Origin of the sequence: Nocardiopsis lucentensis DSM 44048 (assembly GCF_000341125.1) — a bacterium.
Classification (GTDB): Bacteria; Actinomycetota; Actinomycetes; order Streptosporangiales; family Streptosporangiaceae; genus Nocardiopsis; species Nocardiopsis lucentensis.
This window is the reverse complement of the sequence record NZ_ANBC01000138.1, coordinates 20,624-36,248: the sequence shown is the minus strand read 5'-3', so window position 1 is coordinate 36,248 and position 15,625 is coordinate 20,624. Positions and strand designations below refer to the sequence as shown.

General features: G+C 70.8%; 17 protein-coding genes. 8 read left to right on the top strand and 9 right to left on the bottom strand.

The genetic code is table 11. The annotated features are described in order from the left end of the window. The 3 genes from D471_RS0104615 to D471_RS0104605 all read right to left on the bottom strand — a co-directional run. Nucleotides 1-594, bottom strand: a 594-nt coding sequence (locus D471_RS0104615) for an anthranilate synthase component II (protein ID WP_026127410.1), incomplete at its 3' end; no start/stop codon positions are given. A gap of 311 nt (nt 595-905) precedes the next feature. Beyond that, nucleotides 906-1,409, bottom strand: a complete 504-nt coding sequence (locus tag D471_RS33015; protein WP_017597548.1) for a hypothetical protein — start codon at nt 1,407-1,409, stop codon at nt 906-908. Between the two features lie 35 nt (nt 1,410-1,444). Next, complete coding sequence (locus D471_RS0104605) at nt 1,445-2,176, bottom strand: class I SAM-dependent DNA methyltransferase (RefSeq protein WP_017597547.1); 732 nt, start codon at nt 2,174-2,176, stop codon at nt 1,445-1,447. A 284-nt stretch (nt 2,177-2,460) separates the two neighbouring features. Here D471_RS0104605 and bioB point away from each other — a divergent pair, with 284 nt between their 5' ends. Further along, on the top strand, nt 2,461-3,522 hold the full coding sequence (bioB, locus tag D471_RS0104600; RefSeq protein ID WP_017597546.1) for a biotin synthase BioB: 1,062 nt from the start codon (nt 2,461-2,463) through the stop codon (nt 3,520-3,522). A gap of 52 nt (nt 3,523-3,574) precedes the next feature. On the opposite strand, the gene D471_RS0104595 is transcribed toward bioB, so the two are convergent. Next, entirely contained in the window at nt 3,575-4,744 is a 1,170-nt protein-coding gene (locus tag D471_RS0104595; protein WP_017597545.1) for a thiolase family protein, read from the bottom strand. Between the two features lie 32 nt (nt 4,745-4,776). Beyond that, nucleotides 4,777-5,550, bottom strand: a complete 774-nt coding sequence (locus tag D471_RS0104590; protein ID WP_083924083.1) for a thioesterase family protein — start codon at nt 5,548-5,550, stop codon at nt 4,777-4,779. A gap of 238 nt (nt 5,551-5,788) precedes the next feature. Here D471_RS0104590 and D471_RS0104585 point away from each other — a divergent pair, with 238 nt between their 5' ends. From D471_RS0104585 to D471_RS0104580, 3 genes are all read left to right on the top strand, one after another. Next, nucleotides 5,789-6,838, top strand: coding sequence for a flavin-containing monooxygenase (locus D471_RS0104585; RefSeq protein ID WP_017597543.1), 1,050 nt, complete (start codon nt 5,789-5,791; stop codon nt 6,836-6,838). Nucleotides 6,839-7,092: 254 nt separating this feature from the next. Then, a complete protein-coding gene (locus tag D471_RS39320; RefSeq protein ID WP_206538920.1) occupies nt 7,093-7,230 on the top strand; it encodes a hypothetical protein in 138 nt (45 codons plus the stop codon). A 10-nt stretch (nt 7,231-7,240) separates the two neighbouring features. Further along, entirely contained in the window at nt 7,241-7,723 is a 483-nt protein-coding gene (locus D471_RS0104580) for a winged helix-turn-helix transcriptional regulator (RefSeq protein ID WP_017597542.1), read from the top strand. A gap of 152 nt (nt 7,724-7,875) precedes the next feature. On the opposite strand, the gene D471_RS0104575 is transcribed toward D471_RS0104580, so the two are convergent. After that, a complete protein-coding gene (locus D471_RS0104575) occupies nt 7,876-8,166 on the bottom strand; it encodes a YiaA/YiaB family inner membrane protein (RefSeq protein WP_017597541.1) in 291 nt (96 codons plus the stop codon). 246 nt (nt 8,167-8,412) lie between these two features. On the opposite strand from D471_RS0104575, the gene D471_RS0104570 reads away from it, so the two are divergent. The 3 genes from D471_RS0104570 (at nt 8,413) to D471_RS42615 (ending at nt 10,868) form a co-directional block, all read left to right on the top strand. Continuing rightward, a complete protein-coding gene (locus tag D471_RS0104570) occupies nt 8,413-9,207 on the top strand; it encodes a class I SAM-dependent methyltransferase (protein ID WP_026127409.1) in 795 nt (264 codons plus the stop codon). A gap of 147 nt (nt 9,208-9,354) precedes the next feature. Continuing rightward, nucleotides 9,355-10,065: a VOC family protein gene (locus D471_RS0104565; protein ID WP_017597539.1), complete on the top strand. Its 711-nt coding sequence runs from the start codon at nt 9,355-9,357 to the stop codon at nt 10,063-10,065. 287 nt (nt 10,066-10,352) lie between these two features. After that, nucleotides 10,353-10,868, top strand: coding sequence for a DDE-type integrase/transposase/recombinase (locus tag D471_RS42615; protein ID WP_161630081.1), 516 nt, complete (start codon nt 10,353-10,355; stop codon nt 10,866-10,868). A gap of 285 nt (nt 10,869-11,153) precedes the next feature. Here D471_RS42615 and D471_RS0104560 read toward each other — a convergent pair whose 3' ends face one another. Then, the gene (locus tag D471_RS0104560; protein ID WP_017597538.1) at nt 11,154-12,374 is read right to left on the bottom strand and encodes a cation:proton antiporter; all 1,221 of its coding nucleotides are present in this window, start codon (nt 12,372-12,374) and stop codon (nt 11,154-11,156) included. Nucleotides 12,375-12,730: 356 nt separating this feature from the next. On the opposite strand from D471_RS0104560, the gene D471_RS0104555 reads away from it, so the two are divergent. Beyond that, nucleotides 12,731-13,426: a type 1 glutamine amidotransferase domain-containing protein gene (locus D471_RS0104555; RefSeq protein ID WP_017597537.1), complete on the top strand. Its 696-nt coding sequence runs from the start codon at nt 12,731-12,733 to the stop codon at nt 13,424-13,426. A 67-nt stretch (nt 13,427-13,493) separates the two neighbouring features. Here D471_RS0104555 and D471_RS0104550 read toward each other — a convergent pair whose 3' ends face one another. Together D471_RS0104550 and D471_RS0104545 are read right to left on the bottom strand one after the other, a co-directional pair. Beyond that, on the bottom strand, nt 13,494-14,351 hold the full coding sequence (locus tag D471_RS0104550) for a siderophore-interacting protein (protein WP_026127407.1): 858 nt from the start codon (nt 14,349-14,351) through the stop codon (nt 13,494-13,496). A 116-nt stretch (nt 14,352-14,467) separates the two neighbouring features. After that, nucleotides 14,468-15,583 (bottom strand): NAD(P)/FAD-dependent oxidoreductase, encoded by a 1,116-nt coding sequence (locus D471_RS0104545; protein WP_017597535.1) that lies wholly within the window; start codon nt 15,581-15,583, stop codon nt 14,468-14,470. Nucleotides 15,584-15,625: the final 42 nt, after the last annotated feature.

The following is a 15,625-nucleotide window of genomic DNA, read 5'->3' as shown; positions in this document are numbered from 1 at the left end:
GGTCCCCGTCCGCACGAGGGGGCGGGCCAGCCGCAGGAAGTTGGCGACCAGGTCGGCTCCGGCGTCGCTGGCGATCGACTCGGGGTGGAACTGTACGCCCCAGCGCGGGAGTTCCCGGTGCTCCAGGCCCATGACCACGCCGTCCTCGGCCCAGGCGGTGGCGGTCAGCGGTGCGGGGAGCGGTTCGGGGACGGCCAGGGAGTGGTAGCGCACGGCGGTCAGGTCCTGGGGCAGCTTCTCGAAGAGGCCGCGTCCGGTGTGCCGGACCCGGGTGAGGTGGCCGTGGCGCGGGACGGGGGCGGCGGTGACGTCGGCTCCGGCCAGGTGGGCGATGGCCTGGTGGCCCAGGCACACGCCCAGGACCGGGAGGTGGGTGTGGGCCAGCAGTTCGGGCACCCGGCCCAGGTCACGGGGGTTGTGCGGGCGTCCGGGGCCCGGGGAGACCACCACGGCGTCGAGGGCGGCGGGGTCCAGGCCGTCCCAGCGGGCGTCGTCGTTCGTGAGCACCTCGGGGGACTCGCCCAGCACGCGCGCCAACAGCTGGTGGAGGTTGTAGGTGTAGGAGTCGTGGTTGTCGATCAACAGCAGGCGCATCAGGGAAATCCGAGGTAGAGGGGCCGGAAGCTCGTGGCCCACCCGGTGCGACCGAGGGGCGCCCGGGACCTTCGCTCCGGTTCCACTCCTGACGGTGTGGGCCGGACCCGGGTGAACACGCCCCGAACGGTGTCACCGGCGTCGGCTGTGAGGCCGCCCCGACCTGGTGTGGGTGCCGAGCTGGTGCCCAGCGTATCCGGTATGCCCCCTGTGCGGGCATCGTCCCTCTTGGTGACGTGCGCGGCCGTGCCGTCGTCCGCCCCGGGACGGGAGGAGGCGGGTGAGTACGCGGTGGGCGCGGGCGGGGACGGTCACGTGGCCCCTTCCCACCTCCATCCGGGCACCACCCACTCCGCCAACACCTCGAAGTCCTTCGCCGTGAGCCCCCTGGCCGGGTCCGCTCTGTGCAGGAGCACCGGTCCCGGGTGCCACATGTCGACCCAGTCCCGGTCGGCGCGGGTGATCTCGTCGTCCACCCACGCGAACGGCCGCCCGCCGGCGTACTCCACGATGCCGGGGGTCTTGGCGTGCAGACCGGGCGCGTGGTTCCCGGTCACCGGGAACTCGCACACGGGAAGCTTCGGAAGGCCGATGCGGGGCGCGATGTGGACGTTGGCTTCGTGCCCCCACGTGGTGGCCCACACGAGTTCGTAGGGCAGCGCGGTCAGAGCGGCCCCGTGCCCGTGTTTGAGCAGTACCTCGAACCCGTTCGCCCTCCACTTCCGGTAGCCGTCGCGGTAGGCGCTCCGGCGGCTTCGGGCGTAGGGGTTGAGGGGGCCGTCGACGTCGACGAACAGCAGGGGGCGCTGGTCCATGTGTGTCTCCGTTCGGTTCGCTCGGGACGCCCCGGTCAGGCCGCGCCGTAGACGCTGACGTGGAAGGGGCTGGAGGCGTCGAACCGCTCCCCGTTCCATCCCCCCGACCTGTCGACGAGGCGCAGGCCGGCCAGTCGGGCCATGAGGTCCATCTCCGACGGCCAGATCAGGCGGCAGGAGATGGGAGCCATGTCGATACCGTCGGAGCCGAGGCGCACGTGGTTCTCGTCGAGGATCTGCGTGGCGTGGTCGTACCGGTTCACGTCGAGGGTCACCGCGCCCGCGGTGACGCGCTCGACGTTGACGAACTGCTCACCCCGGATCCACGCCCAGGGCGGGGCGGCCTCGACCACGAACACCCCGTCCTCGTCCAGGTGGCGGGCGGCGTTCCGGAAGCACGCGATCTGACCCTCCTGGGTCAGGATGTTGTAGACGGTGTTGAAGACGAGGTACACGAGCGGGTAGGTCCTGCCGGTGGTCTGGGAGGCCATGTCACCGACGATCACGTCGAGGCCCTCACCTCCCGGCTTCTCGCGCAGCCTGGACACCATGTGCGGTGAGAGTTCGACGCCGTCGACCCGCACACCGCGTTCCGCGAGGGGGAGCGCGACACGACCGGTCCCGATCGCGAACTCCAGGGCCCTTCCGTGTCGCGCGTATCTCGCCAGGAAGGAGGCCGTGGCCTCCTCGTCACCACGGAGGTGGTCGTCGTAGTGTCGCGCCGTGTCCGGTCCGAAACTGCTCTCGGGGTGGAAGCCGTCCATCATGGGCCGCCAGTCTTCCGCCCGGCGACGGAGGCGACAACCGGTTTTCCGTCGGGCGGCGGAGCCGGCGCTCCGCCGCCGTCCGCGCACGTCGCTCTGGCACCGATCCCGCCTCGCGGGTACCCTGGCCGCCTCCCCGGGGGAAGGGCGCCCTTCCCTCCGGTACGAGAGCGGCTTCGGGAAGGAGCGGACCCGGGGGAAACAGTCAGCGTGCACAAGACTTGCGCCGTGATTTTGGCGGGTTCGACGGATGCGCTCCGCGCGAGGAACACTCCAGGATCGTCACCGTGACGACTTTCCACTCTCTGGCCGACAAGGCCCTCCGACGTGAGACGCCCACCCGCGACGAACTCCGCCAGGTCCTGAGCAGCTCCGACGACGACCTGATGGACCTCGTCGCCGCCGCGTTCCGGGTCCGGCTGCGCTACTTCGGCCGCCGGGTCAAGCTCAACTACCTCGTGAACATGAAGAGTGGACTGTGCCCGGAGGACTGCTTCTACTGTTCACAGCGGCTCGGTTCCGAGGCCGACACCCTCAAGTACACCTGGCTCAAACCCGACCAGACGCGTGAGGCGGTCTCCGCCGGCGTCGACGCCGGGGCCAGCCGGGTGTGCCTGGTCGCCAGCGGGCGCGGCCCCACCGACCGCGATGTCGACCGCCTGGCCCCCACCATCTCCGACATCAAGTCCGAGTTCCCCGGGGTCGAGGTGTGCGCCTGCCTGGGGCTGCTCTCCCAGGGGCAGGCCGACCGCCTGCGCGACGCGGGCGTGGACGCCTACAACCACAACCTCAACACCTCCGAGGAGCGCTACGCCGACATCTGCACCACCCACGAGTTCTCCGACCGGGTGGAGACCGTGGAGCAGGCCAAGCACGCGGGCCTGTCGCCCTGCTCGGGCCTGATCGCGGGGATGAAGGAGAGCGACGACGACCTCATCGACGCCCTCCTGGCCCTGCGCGACCTGGAGCCGGACTCGGTGCCGATCAACTTCCTCATGCCCTTCGAGGGAACGCCCCTGGAGGGCACCTGGGAGCTGACCCCCCAGCGCTGCCTGCGTATCGTGGCCGCCGCCCGCTTCGTCTTCCCGGACGTGGAGGTGCGCCTGGCCGGCGGGCGCGAGATCCACCTGCGCTCCCTCCAGCCGATGGCCCTGCACATCGCCAACTCGATCTTCCTCGGCGACTACCTGACGAGCGAGGGCCAGGCGGGCAAGGCCGACCGGGAGATGATCGAGGACGCGGGGTTCGAGGTGCAGGGGGCCGGGGAGCCGACCCTGCCCAAGGAGCGGCACGACCTGCTCAAAGCGCGCCAGCGGGGCGCGGGGACCGCTCTTCCCCCCAACGCCTGACGAGGTGACGGAGCGGGGCCGACCACCCGGTCGGCCCCGGGGAGTGCCCTGGTCAAAGCCGTTCGACGACGGTGGCGTTGGACAGCCCTCCCGCCTCGCACATGGCCTGGAGTCCGTACCGGCCGCCGTGCTCGTGCAGAGCGTGCACGAGCGTGGTCATCAGCCTCGCGCCACTGGCGCCGAGCGGGTGCCCGATCGCGATGGCACCGCCGTTGACGTTGACCCGGTTCAGGTCGGCGCCGGTCTCCTCGGCCCAGGCCAGGACGACGGACGCGAACGCCTCGTTGATCTCGAACAGGTCGACGTCGTCCATGGACAGCCCGGCGCGGTCGAGGACCTTGCGGGTGGCGGGGATGACCGCGGTGAGCATGTGGAGGGGGTCGTCCGCGGCCAGGGCGAAGCTGTGCAGCCGGGCCAGGGGCGTCAGGCCCAGGGCGGTGGCGGTGTCGGCGCTCATGATGAGTACGGCGGCGCTGCCGTCGCTGAGCGGGCTGGCGTTGCCCGCGGTGACGTCCCAGGTGATCTGTGGGAACCGGGCGGCCGTGGCGTCGTCGCGGTAGGCGGGAGGCAGGGCTGCGAGCGTCTCCGGAGTGCCGCCCTCGCGGATGCCCTCGTCGGCGGTGAGGCCGTTGACGGGGGCGAGTTGGGCGTCGAACGCGCCGCGCCGGGTGGCGTCGGCGGCACGGGCGTGGCTGGTGAGCGCGAACTCGTCCATCCGCTGTCGGGAGATGCCCCAGCGCGCGGCGATGAGTTCGGCGGCGATGCCCTGTCCGACCAGGCCCTCGGGGTAGCGCTTGGCGAAGCCCTCCCCCAGTGGGTCGGCGGATCCGGCCAGGTTGGCGCCCATGGGGACGCGGCCCATCGACTCGACCCCGGCGGCGACGGCGATGTCGTAGGCGCCGGCGATGACGCCTTGGGCTGCGAAGTGGACGGCTTGTTGGCTGCTGCCGCACTGGCGGTCGACGGTGGTGGCGGGCACGGATTCGGGGAACCCGGCGGCCAGGAGCGCGCGTCGGGTCATGTTGGCGGCCTGCTCACCGTGCTGGGTGACCACGCCGCCGATGACGTCGTCCACCAGGGCGGGGTTCAGGCCGGTGCGTTCGATGAGGGCGTGGAGGCTGTGGGCGAGCAGGTCCACGGCGTTGACCTCGTGCAGGGCCCCAGTGGGTTTGCCCTTGCCGACGGGGGTTCTGACTGCGTCGACGATGACGGCTTCTCGCATGGCGGTGTCCCTCGCGGTCGGGTGGGTGTGGGTCAGGTCTGGATGAGGCGGCGCAGTTGGCGCCCCTGGGCGGCGAGGTGGCCGTCTCGGGTGCGCAGGGTGGTCTCGTCGACGCACAGGTCCTCGGACGCCCAGACGGTGCGGTGACGGATGAGGTACCAGGGCCCGTCGGGCCGACAGGGTGCCAGGTGCACGGACAGTTCGAGGGTGGGCACGGGGGCGGGTCGGTCCCAGAGGGCGAACAGGCCCGGGGGCATGGCGTCGACGAGGATCAGGCGGGTGGCGTTCTCGTCCAGGTGGCCGATGTCGGTGGCCTCGGGTGCCAGCCGCACCCAGGCCTCGTAGGCGGGTTCGGTTCCCGCGGTGAGCGGGAGGGCGCCGCCGAGGGGGCGGATGTCGAGGTGGCGGCCGAAGCGCACGATGTCCTCGGGCGGGGTGAAGCGGTCGAGGGAGTCGGGGTCGGCCCGGTTCGTCGGGGGCGGGGCGCGGTGTGGCCAGACGGCCGGTGGGGAGTCCGGCCCGTGGGTCTGGCGGATGAGCGCGGTGGCCAGGCCGTCGATGGTGGCGGTCGAGGCGGCCGAGCGGCCGCCGCGCAGCGTGTGGACGCGGATGTCGAAGGTTCCGGGCGGGACGGGGTCCAGGAGGTGGACGGTGACGGAGCGGGGGGTCGCTCCGTGGACGTCGACGGCGGCCTGGAGCAGGTGGGCGGCGACCAGGCCCCCGTGGGTTCCGCCGAATCCGGCCCAGTCCGGGGCGAACACGGCGTGTCGGGTGGTCCCACCGACATCCTGGCTATGGATTTGCATAGCCAGGAAGCTAGGGCGTTGACTATGGAAATGTCAAGTCAGATCGTCCGTCCAGCGGTACTCCGCTGACCCGTGCCGGTGGGGTTCCGCCGATTGAGGGGCCGCCCGCGGGTGCGGCCTCCCCCGAGGCCGGCGCCGCGGCCTCCAGGACCCGCCCGCCGGAACGGAACCCGCGGTTGTGCGCGCCTGAGCGGGACCGGTAGCCTCCCCTCGCACCCGAGGCCGGAGAGGATCCCTCATGTCCGAGTCCCCGATGGTCGTCATCGGTGCCGGAGAGGCCGGGCTGGCCGCCGTCCAAGCGGCCAACCGACGTCGGATCCGCCCGCTGGTGCTGGAGGCCGCGGACACGGCCGGGGGTTCGTGGCCGCACTACTACGACAGCCTGACCCTGTTCTCGCCCTCCCCCCACGCCTCCCTCCCCGGCAGGGCGATGCCCGGCGGTGCGCGCACCTACCCCTCCCGGGACGAGGTCGCGGCCTACCTGCGCGACTACGCAGCCCGACTGGACGCCGACTTTCACTTCGGCCAGAAGGTGACCCGCGTCGAACACGACGGTGACGGTTTCACCGTCTCCACCGCGGACGGCACTTCGCGACGCGCACGCGCGCTCATCGCGGCGTCGGGGACCTTCACCCGCCCGCACCGCCCCGCGCTGCCGGGCCTGGGCGGGTTCGCCGGCGCGGTGCTCCACTCGGCTGACTACCGTTCCCCCGAACCCTTCGAGGGGCAGCGGATCGTGGTCGTGGGAGCCGGGAACTCCGGTGTGGAGATCGCCGTCGAGCTGGCGCGGGTGGCCAGGGTGAGCCTCTCCAGCCGGTCACCGATCGCCTGGGTGGACCAGCGCCCGCTGGGCCGTGACGTCCACTGGTGGGGTGCCGTCACGGGCGTCGACTCGGCCCCGGTGGGCCGGTTGTGGGAACGCGTTCGCACGCCGGTGATCGACGACGGCCGCTTCCGCGCGGCGTTCGCCACCGGCAACCCCGACCGCAGACCGCTCTTCGCCCGTCTGCGAGGACACCGTGTGGAGTGGGCGGACGGAGCCACGGAGCCCGTCGACACCGTGCTGCTGGCCACGGGCTACCGGCCCGCTCTGGACTACCTGGACGGTACCGGCGCCCTGGACGCCGACGGCGGCCCGCTGCACTCCGGCGGGATCTCCACCACGGTCCCGGCGCTGGGGTACGTGGGACTGGAGTTCCAGCGCAGCTATTCCTCGGCCAGCCTGCGCGGGGTCGGCCGCGACGCCCGCCGCGTCGTGCGCGGTGTCCTGGCACGCTCCGCCTCCTGACGGCACCCTCCAGTACGGACATCCGGGTCCCGCGCGGGCGCCGAACCGGCGTGCCACCGCCGCACCGTTCGGAAGGCCACCACGGACACCCTCGTCACCGTGGCCGGGCACGGCGCCCGGAACCGATTCCGCGAGGCGGACTCCCCGCCCCGCGGTCCGGTCGGGCAGGTGCTGGGCGGCTCCTGTACGCACGCCTGTGCGCGGCGTATCCCGACGCATGGCCTCGGAGCGTGCACGGGCGCCAGGATGCCGGCATGGATAACGCACCAGTACTCGTCATCGGAACGACCGGCAAGACCGACCGCGAGGTCACCGCCCGTCCTCGGGAGCGGGGCATCGAGGTCAGGGCCGCGTCGCGGTCGGGCGGGTCCCGGTCTTGCTTCGCTCACTAGGCTCTGGGGTATGACGATCAAGCTGGACCACGCCCTGGCCGACCCGCGCGCCTGGCGCCCCACCGAGTGCGCCATCGCTGGTGCCCTGGAGGTCCTCGGCCCCCGCTCCTCCCTGCTGATCATGCGCGAGGCACTGCTGTTCGGCGTGCGCCGCTTCGATCTGTTCGTCACCCGGGTCGGCGTCACCGAGGCGGTGGCCGCCGCCCGGCTCAAGCACCTGACCGAGGCCGGACTGCTGACCCGCGAGCCCTACAAGGAACCCGGCAGCCGCACCCGGTACGAGTACGTGCCCACCCAGAAGGGGCGTGACCTGACGCCCGTCGTCATCGCGCTGATGGAGTGGGGGGCCAAGTACCTCAAGCCGGACGGCGCACCCCTGTCGGTGGTCGACGACGCCTCCCGCGAACCCGTGCGCGTGGGCTACCTGGCAGCGGACGGCACCGAGCGGACGGAGGAGGACCTGCGCATCCAACCGACCCGGAGCGGCCGGTGACGAACCCCGGTGCGCCGGTCGCGCGGTGGAACCGGGGCGGGACGCGAGGGGGCGCGCCAGGGGCGCGCCGGAGCCGCTCTTCCGCCCGGCGTCTGGCCCGCTGACGCGCTCGGGTTCGGCGCCGCCGCCAGGCCCCGGCGGCGCCGAACCGGCTACTGGTGCTGGTGGATCGGCTCCTGGCCGTTCCAGACCGGCATCTGCTGGTACTGCTGAGCCATCTCCTCGGCGATCGCGTCCTCCTGGCGGTCACGCACGCACTTGGCCAGGGTGAAGGTCGAGGTGATGACGAACAGGAGGCTCATCCCGAGGAAGGCGCGCATCCACAGGTCGACGGGTAGGTAGACGATGCCCGCGCCCGCCCCCAGGGAGGAGACGGCGAAGGCGATGACCGACTGGAGGTAGAACTGCGACGTGGACCGGGGGCGTGTGTTGGGGGTGCTCATGCGTCCATCGTGGTCCTTCCGCCCCCGGGGCGCCTGAGTAGGACTACTCACGTGCCCGCGCCGGGTACCGCGGCTGGGGCACGCGCGAAGTTCACCCCTTCCCCTACCAATCGCACATGAATGGATACCCTGTGTGTTCGTATGGGTGATTTCGGGCCGATCACCACTGCGGAGGTCGGCGGTCCACGCGTGCGCTCCGGAACGCCCGCCGCCCCGGAGACGACTCCGCAGAAGGGACCGACGACGATGCCCCGGAAGAACCTCACCGTGAACCGCTCACGGCTGAGCCACAGAATCGCCTACGCGCTCCGCCATCCGGGCCGGGTCCCGGCCCACCTCCGCAGGGCCGGACGCGACGCCTGGCTGCGGTACCGGTCACCCGACCACGTCTCCTACTACCGGGCGGTGATGAGGTCGGACACCGCCAGGAGCCCCGAGTCCGCCGTCGGCAGCGCGTGCCGGGAGAGATGGCTCGCGCTGGGCGCCATGCAGTTCGACTATCTGGTCTCCCACGGCCTGACCACGCGGGACCGGATGCTGGAGATCGGCTGCGGCAACCTGCGGGCGGGGTGGCGGTTCATCCGCTACCTCGACACCGGCCACTACTACGGCATCGACATCTCGCCCGACATCCTCTTCGCCGCGCAGGACACCGTGGCCGAGTTCGACCTGTGCGACAAGAGGCCGACGCTGACACCGGTCCGGGACCTGACCTTCGCCTTCCTGCCCGACGCCCACTTCACGGTGGTGCACGCCCACAGCGTCTTCTCGCACTCCCCGATCGAGGTGATCGAGGAGTGCTTCGCCCACGTCGGCCGCATCCTGCATCCGAACGGTTGGTTCGACTTCACCTTCGGCCGCACGGAGAAGGAGGCGCACCATGTGCTGAGGGAGGATTTCTACTACCGCACCGCGACCCTGGTCGCGCTCGCGGAGAAGCACGGGTTGCGCGCCCGGTTCATGGACGACTGGGAGGAGCTCCCGCACGGCCAGTCCAAGATCCGGGTGACGCACGGTTCCGAGGTGGCCGCGCGACGGTGACGCCCCGGACCCGGTGGGCCTCCTCCGGGGAACGGGTCCCCACCGTCGAGGGACGAACCCCGCCCGCGGCAGGTGGACGCGGGCAGGTTCCCTGGTTCGCGCGGCCATAGGATCGGCGGCATGGCAACTCGGCTTGTTCAAATTCACATGAGTGCTCTGGATGACTCCGCGCTCGGCGGGTTCTGGGCGAAGGCGCTCGACTGGGACCTTTCCAGCGAGGGGCCCGGCGTGACCAACCTGGAACCTGAGGGCTTTGTCTATCCGGACCCCGTCGCCGTCTGCCTTGACATCGTCGCCGTGCCGGAGCCCAAGACGGTGCGGAACCGTGTGCGCGTCGATCTCGCCACCACTTCCGTGGCTCATCAGGCGGAGTTGGTCGCGCGCCTCGAGGATCTCGGAGCGACGCCCGCTGACGTGGGCCAGGGGGATGTGCCGTGGACGGTCCTGGCCGACCCCGAGGGCAACGAGTTCTGCGTGCTGGAACCTCGGGAGATCTACCGGGATACCGGACCGATAGCCGCGGTGGAGGTCGACTGCGTTGACCCTCGGGCGATGGCCCGGTTCTGGGACGAGGCGATGGACTGGACCCTGCACGAGGTGACCGACGATCAGGCGGTGCTGCGCTCCGCTCAGGGCGTCGGCCCGTACCTGACATTCCTCCGCACGCCCGACGCGAAGACCGTGAAGAACCGCGTCCATCTCGACCTGCGGCCGTACCCCGGTGACGACCAGGCGGAGGAGGTGGCCCGGCTGCAGGAGCTCGGCGCCACCAAGATCGACATCGGCCAGGGCGATGTGCCGTGGACGGTCCTGGCCGACCCCGAGGGCAACGAGTTCTGCGTGCTCACCCCGGCCTGACGCGGAGTCGTGCCGACCAGAGGCGGGGAAGCACCGGAGACGGTGCTCCCCCGTCAGGACCACCTCCATGCGGCCTTCCCGGGGGCGAGACTGGCAGGAGTCGTTGATCGAGTGATCTGGGTTCTCCGCAGCTTCTGCCGCTGCGGTCACTGTGCGTGGTCGTTGGGGGCGTAGCGGTTCCAGATTCCTCCGATTTCGGTAAGGACCTGTGTGGTGGTCTGGTGTGTCTCGCGTTTTTCGGGGTCGGATTCCTGGACTCTGGGACCACATGACCTCAAGGAGGCATCGTGGGACGTCGTGGATACCCCGCCGAGTTCCGCCGCAAAGTGTTGGATCCGGTCTCGGACGACTTGGTGGACCGCCAGTTCAGCCGTGAAGGCCTGAACCAACTCTGGGTCACTGATATCACCGAGCACCCCATCCGGGAGGGCGAGGTGTACTGCGCGGCGGTGCTGGACGTGTGCTCACGCAGGGTCGTGGGCTGGGCGATCGACTCCTCACCTACGGCGGCTCTGGCCACGAACGCGCTGGGAATGGCCATCGACGACCGCCGACCAGCCTCAGGGACGGTGATCCATTCCGATTACGGCGTGCTGTTCGGATCGTGCCTTCACGCGTCGGTCCAAGGAGTCCGGGCTGGTGCCCTCACACGGGGTCGATCGGGGGCTGCTATGACAACGCCGTCATCGCCTCGGGGCCGTTGTGCAGCTATTGGAGTTCGAGAACAGACAACCGAGCACCGTGGCCTGAGAATCCGGAAACACGGCTCCACCGAAGCCGGTACGTGCCACAGCCTCCAATAAACCCGGCACGAAACGCCGCTGATCGCGCAGGCTTTGGGGTTCCACGACAAGACCACCACACAGGTCCCTACCGAAAACGGAGGAGCCTGGAACCGTCACGCCCCCAACGACCACGCGCAGTGACCGCAGCGGCAGAAGCTGCGGAGAACCCAGATCACTCGATCAACGACTCCTGCCACCCTCACCTCCTTCCCGTCCTGTCTCCGGGGACCCACATCCAGGTGTGGCGGGATCCGAAGAAGAGCTCTCGCATCCGGACACCGCACGGGTCGGGCGCGAGCACGGTCACCCGTCCGTCGCGGCGGGCTCACCCGCGTGCGTCCGCACCCGTGCGCGCCCAACCAGCACCAGGCCGACCTGCGGAAAGATCAACACTGAGAGCATCCCCGCGCCGACCAGCGCGGCGGCGTGCGCCGAGTTCATGTCACCGGCGCGCGTTCCGATGGTGGTCAGCACCACGAGCAGGGGCAGCGCCGTGGCGGAGAACAGCGCCAGTGCCACCCCCTCATGACCGCTCAACCCCTTGCGACACAGGAGCCACACAGGAAGCCCACGTATGAGGAGGAACAGGAGCAGGAACATCGGTACGGTCGCGACCGCGCCCCAGTCCGACACGAGCGCCGGCAGGTCGAACCGGACCCCGGTCACCACGAAGAACACCGGGATGAACACGCCGTAGGACACGGCCGTCATCCGCGTCTCGACCTCCTCAACCTCCCCTGGGTGGTTGTTGAACAGCATCACCCGGACGATGATCCCCGCTGCGAAGGACCCCAGGACGCTGTCCAACCCCAGGATCGTGGACACCCACAGCATGAACACCACCACCAGCAGGCACAACCGAACCGCGAGCTGGGTACTGGTACCCAAGGTCACCCGGACCAGCCGTTGTATCCGCGCGGAGGTTCCCCGAGACATCCGCCAGGCGGCCAGCACGGCCACGGCGAAGAAGGCCAGCAGCAGGAGCGACCCGGTCAGCGGCCGGTAACCGCTCAGCAGCAGAGCGATCACCACGATGGGCGCGAACTCCCCCACCGTTCCCGAGGCCAGCACCCGCGCGCCGAACACCGAGTCGAGCACCCCGGAGTCGCGCAGGATGGGCAGGACCGTCCCAAGCGCCGTGGTGGTCAGAGCCAGCCCGATGATCAGCGCCGTCTGCGACCAGCCGAGCAGCAGCCAGGCCGCACCCAGCCCCAGACCGAGCGCACACGTCCACGCCGCCCCCGCACGGCGTAGTGTCCCCCCTCCCACCCGGGACACGTCGATCTCGTAGCCGGCCATGAACATCAACAGGGCCAGCCCCATGCCGGACGCCGCCGTGATGACGTCGTTCTCCTCGACCAGACCGACCCCCGACGGGCCGATGAGGACGCCCAACGCGATCTCCAACACGACCCCGGGAAGTACCACCCAGCGACCGAGCACGTCGACCACCAGGGGCGCCACCACCGCGGCGGTCACGATGACCAGCAGTGGGGTCAGGCCCGTCACAGTCTCGGCTTCCACCGGCTTACGCCCTTTCCCAGTGTGCTCCTCCACCAGGTCATCCTGGCGAACGCACCGGCCGAACCGGTGGAGCCGCGCCCGGTGCCGCACACCACCGGAACGGTCCTGCCCGTGGTCCGGTCCCGCTCCACGAAGGCGTGGGCCCGGGCGGCCCGCGTGATCCCAGAGCTGGCGCGTTTCCGCAAAGGCATAGGAATATTGATGTCAGGTATTCATCTTCCCATTGGACTCCGGTGGATCCGGTGCCTAGTGTTCAACGTCGTCGCCACACAGGCGGTCCGCACCCGCGGTGTCGGGGTGTGCGTCGCCACCCCACCGCGGGCCCGCAGCGGCCCGCCGCCCAGAGGGAGCACAGCATGTCGAAGATCCTTTTCGTGATGACCGGCGTCGACTACTGGACGCTGGCCGACGGGACCAAGCACCCCACCGGTTTCTGGGCCGAGGAGGCCGTCGCCCCCTACGAGGCGTTCACGGCCGCGGGCCACGAGATCGCCGTCGCCACCCCCGGTGGGGTCGTCCCCACCGTGGACGCGGCCAGCCTGTCCGCTGCGGCCAACGGCGGGCAGGAGGGCGCCGACAGGATGACCGCCGCCTTGGACGCCATGACCGAACTGCGCAGCCCCCTCGCCCTGGAGGACGTGGACCCGGTGGACTACGGCGCGGTCTACTACCCCGGCGGCCACGGGCCGATGGAGGATCTGGCGGTCAACGCCGACTCCGGGGCGCTGCTCACCCGGGCCTTGGAGAGCGGGATGCCGCTGGGCGTGGTCTGCCACGGCCCTGCCGCGCTCCTGGCGGCGACCAAGGCCGACGGCGCCAACTCCTTCGCCGGCTACGGGGTGGCGGCGTTCACCAACGCCGAGGAGCGCCAGGCCGGGCTTGCCGACAGGGCCAGGTGGCTGCTCCAGGACCGCCTCACCGAGGCCGGCGTGCGGGTGGAGGAGGGTGAGCCCTGGGCTCCCAAGGTGGTCGTGGACCGCAACCTGGTCACGGGCCAGAACCCGGCGTCTTCGGCCCCGCTCGCCGCCGAACTGCTGAAGAAGCTGGGCTGACCGATGGGCTCCGACGGTCCGGCCGCGGAGCCGCGCGCGGCTCCGCGGCCGGACACCGTCCTCGGTCCTACCGCTCTTCCCGGTGCAGCTCCAGCTTCTCCTGGGCCTCGGCCATGTCCTCGGTGGTGGGAGCGTCGTCCTGGGTCAGGGACCGCCGCCAGTATCCGGTGAAGTCGATGTCCTGTTTGGGTACGCCGCGGTCGTTGACCAGGTGGCGGCGCAGGGAGCGGACCATGCCCGCCTCGCCCGCGAGCCAGGCCCCCATCCGCCCCGACGGCAGGTCGGCGGCGCGCACGGCCGCCACCAGTCGTTCCCCGTGCGCGGCGTCCTCACGGTGAATCCACCGAAGGTCCACGTCGGCGCGCGTGGGCAGGGGCAGTTCCTCGGAGGTGTCGCCGACCTCGACCAGGACCACGGCGCGCCGCCCCTCGGGCAGGCTCTCCAGCAGGGTGCCCGTGGCGGGCAGGGCGGTCTCGTCGCCCGCCAGGAGCAGCCAGTCGGGGGTGGCGGCGTCGAAGGGGGTGGCGAACTCCGTCGAGGGGCCGAACATGCCCAGGACGGCGCCGGGGCGGACCCGCCGCGCCCACCGGGTGGCGGGACCGGAGTCGCCGTGCACGACGAAGTCGATGTCGACGGTGCCCCGTTCGGGATCGTGCCCACGCAGGGTGAAACTGCGCATCCAGGGGCGTTCGTCGTCCGGTAGGGCCGTGTAGGCCTGGTACCAGGACGTCAGGTCCCCCTCGGGACGCGGCAGGCGGGGCACGTCCTGCCCCTCGCGGGGGAAGTAGAGCTTCACCTGCTGGTCGGGCCCGCCCAGGGACGGGACGGACAGGTCGTCACCGGTGAAGGTCACACGCACCATGTGCGGGGTGAGGGGGCGCGACGCGGCGACACGGAGGTAGCGGACCGGCATTTTCTCGCTCACCAAAACTCCTCAGAATATCGGTTTGCCCAGATGTTCTCAAGACCGAAACTCAAGTTCTAGCAAGCGATTTCGCGAAAATGTCAAATGAAAACCGCGACCGATTTCTGTGATATGAGTCACTCAACGTGGGGGCGGTCAGGGCGAAACTCCGCCAGATCCAGTCCCGGGTCCTCCCCCATCGCCAACCGGGCCGCGACCAGCCCCTGGTACGGGCCGAACGTCAGCCCCTCCGTCCCCAGGCCCGTCGCCACCACGACCCCCGGCAACCGTTCGATCCGCCCCAGCAGCTGACGGCCGTCGTGCGTGCCTGGCCGGAACCCCACCCTGGTCTCCACGACCGTGGCCTCGGCCAGCCCCGGCAACACCTCCACCGCAGTGGACAGGTTGCGCAGCAGCCCACTGGCCGTCACCCGACGGTCGAACCCCGCCTCGGGCTCGACCGTGCCACCCGTGACCACCCGGTCCGGACCGAACGCGCACACGAAGAACGCACGCTCACCGAACCGCACCACCGGCCAGGCGCGTGTGTCACGACCCGGCAGCGCGAAGTGCGTCATCTGGCCGCGCACCGGGAACACCGGCAGGTCCACCCCCGCCACCGCGAGCAGGCGCGCCGACCACGCCCCTGCGGCGACGATGACCACGTCGGCCGCCAGATCGTCGCCGTTCACGCTCACGCCGGTCACACGGTGACCGTTCCACGACAGGTGCGCGTCGCCCTTGAAGTACCGCAGCCCCCGTTCCTCGGCGGCGTCGAACAGGGCATCGCGCGCCCGGCGTCCGTCGAGGCGGGCCATGCCCCCGATACGCACACCCCCGTACTCCTCGGGCACCAGGGGGAACAGGCCGGTCGCCTCGCCTGGCGCCAACCGTTCCACCCGCCCCATGGTGGCGAACTCCGGCCGCTCGGCCAGGGTGCGCATCAGGTCGTATCCGGCATCGTCCCCCTCCCGGTCCACAGAGACACCGCCGACCACCTCGTACCCGGTCACGTGCCTGTCCTCGGCCAACTCGGCCATCAGTTCCGGGTAGTGCGCGGCGGCACGCGCCTTGAACTCCCACAGTGGCGCGGAGTCCCAGGGGAACGGCCAGGGGAAGACCACCCCCGTCCCGGCGGAGGTCGCCTGCCCCGTGTGCGCGGCGTCCACCAGCGCGGTGGACACACCCTTCCTGGCCAGGTGGAAGGCCGCGCTCATGCCCACGATCCCGCCACCGACAACGATCACGTCCATGTGCTCACCCTGCCGCGCACAGGACCCGCGGACAAGACGGAC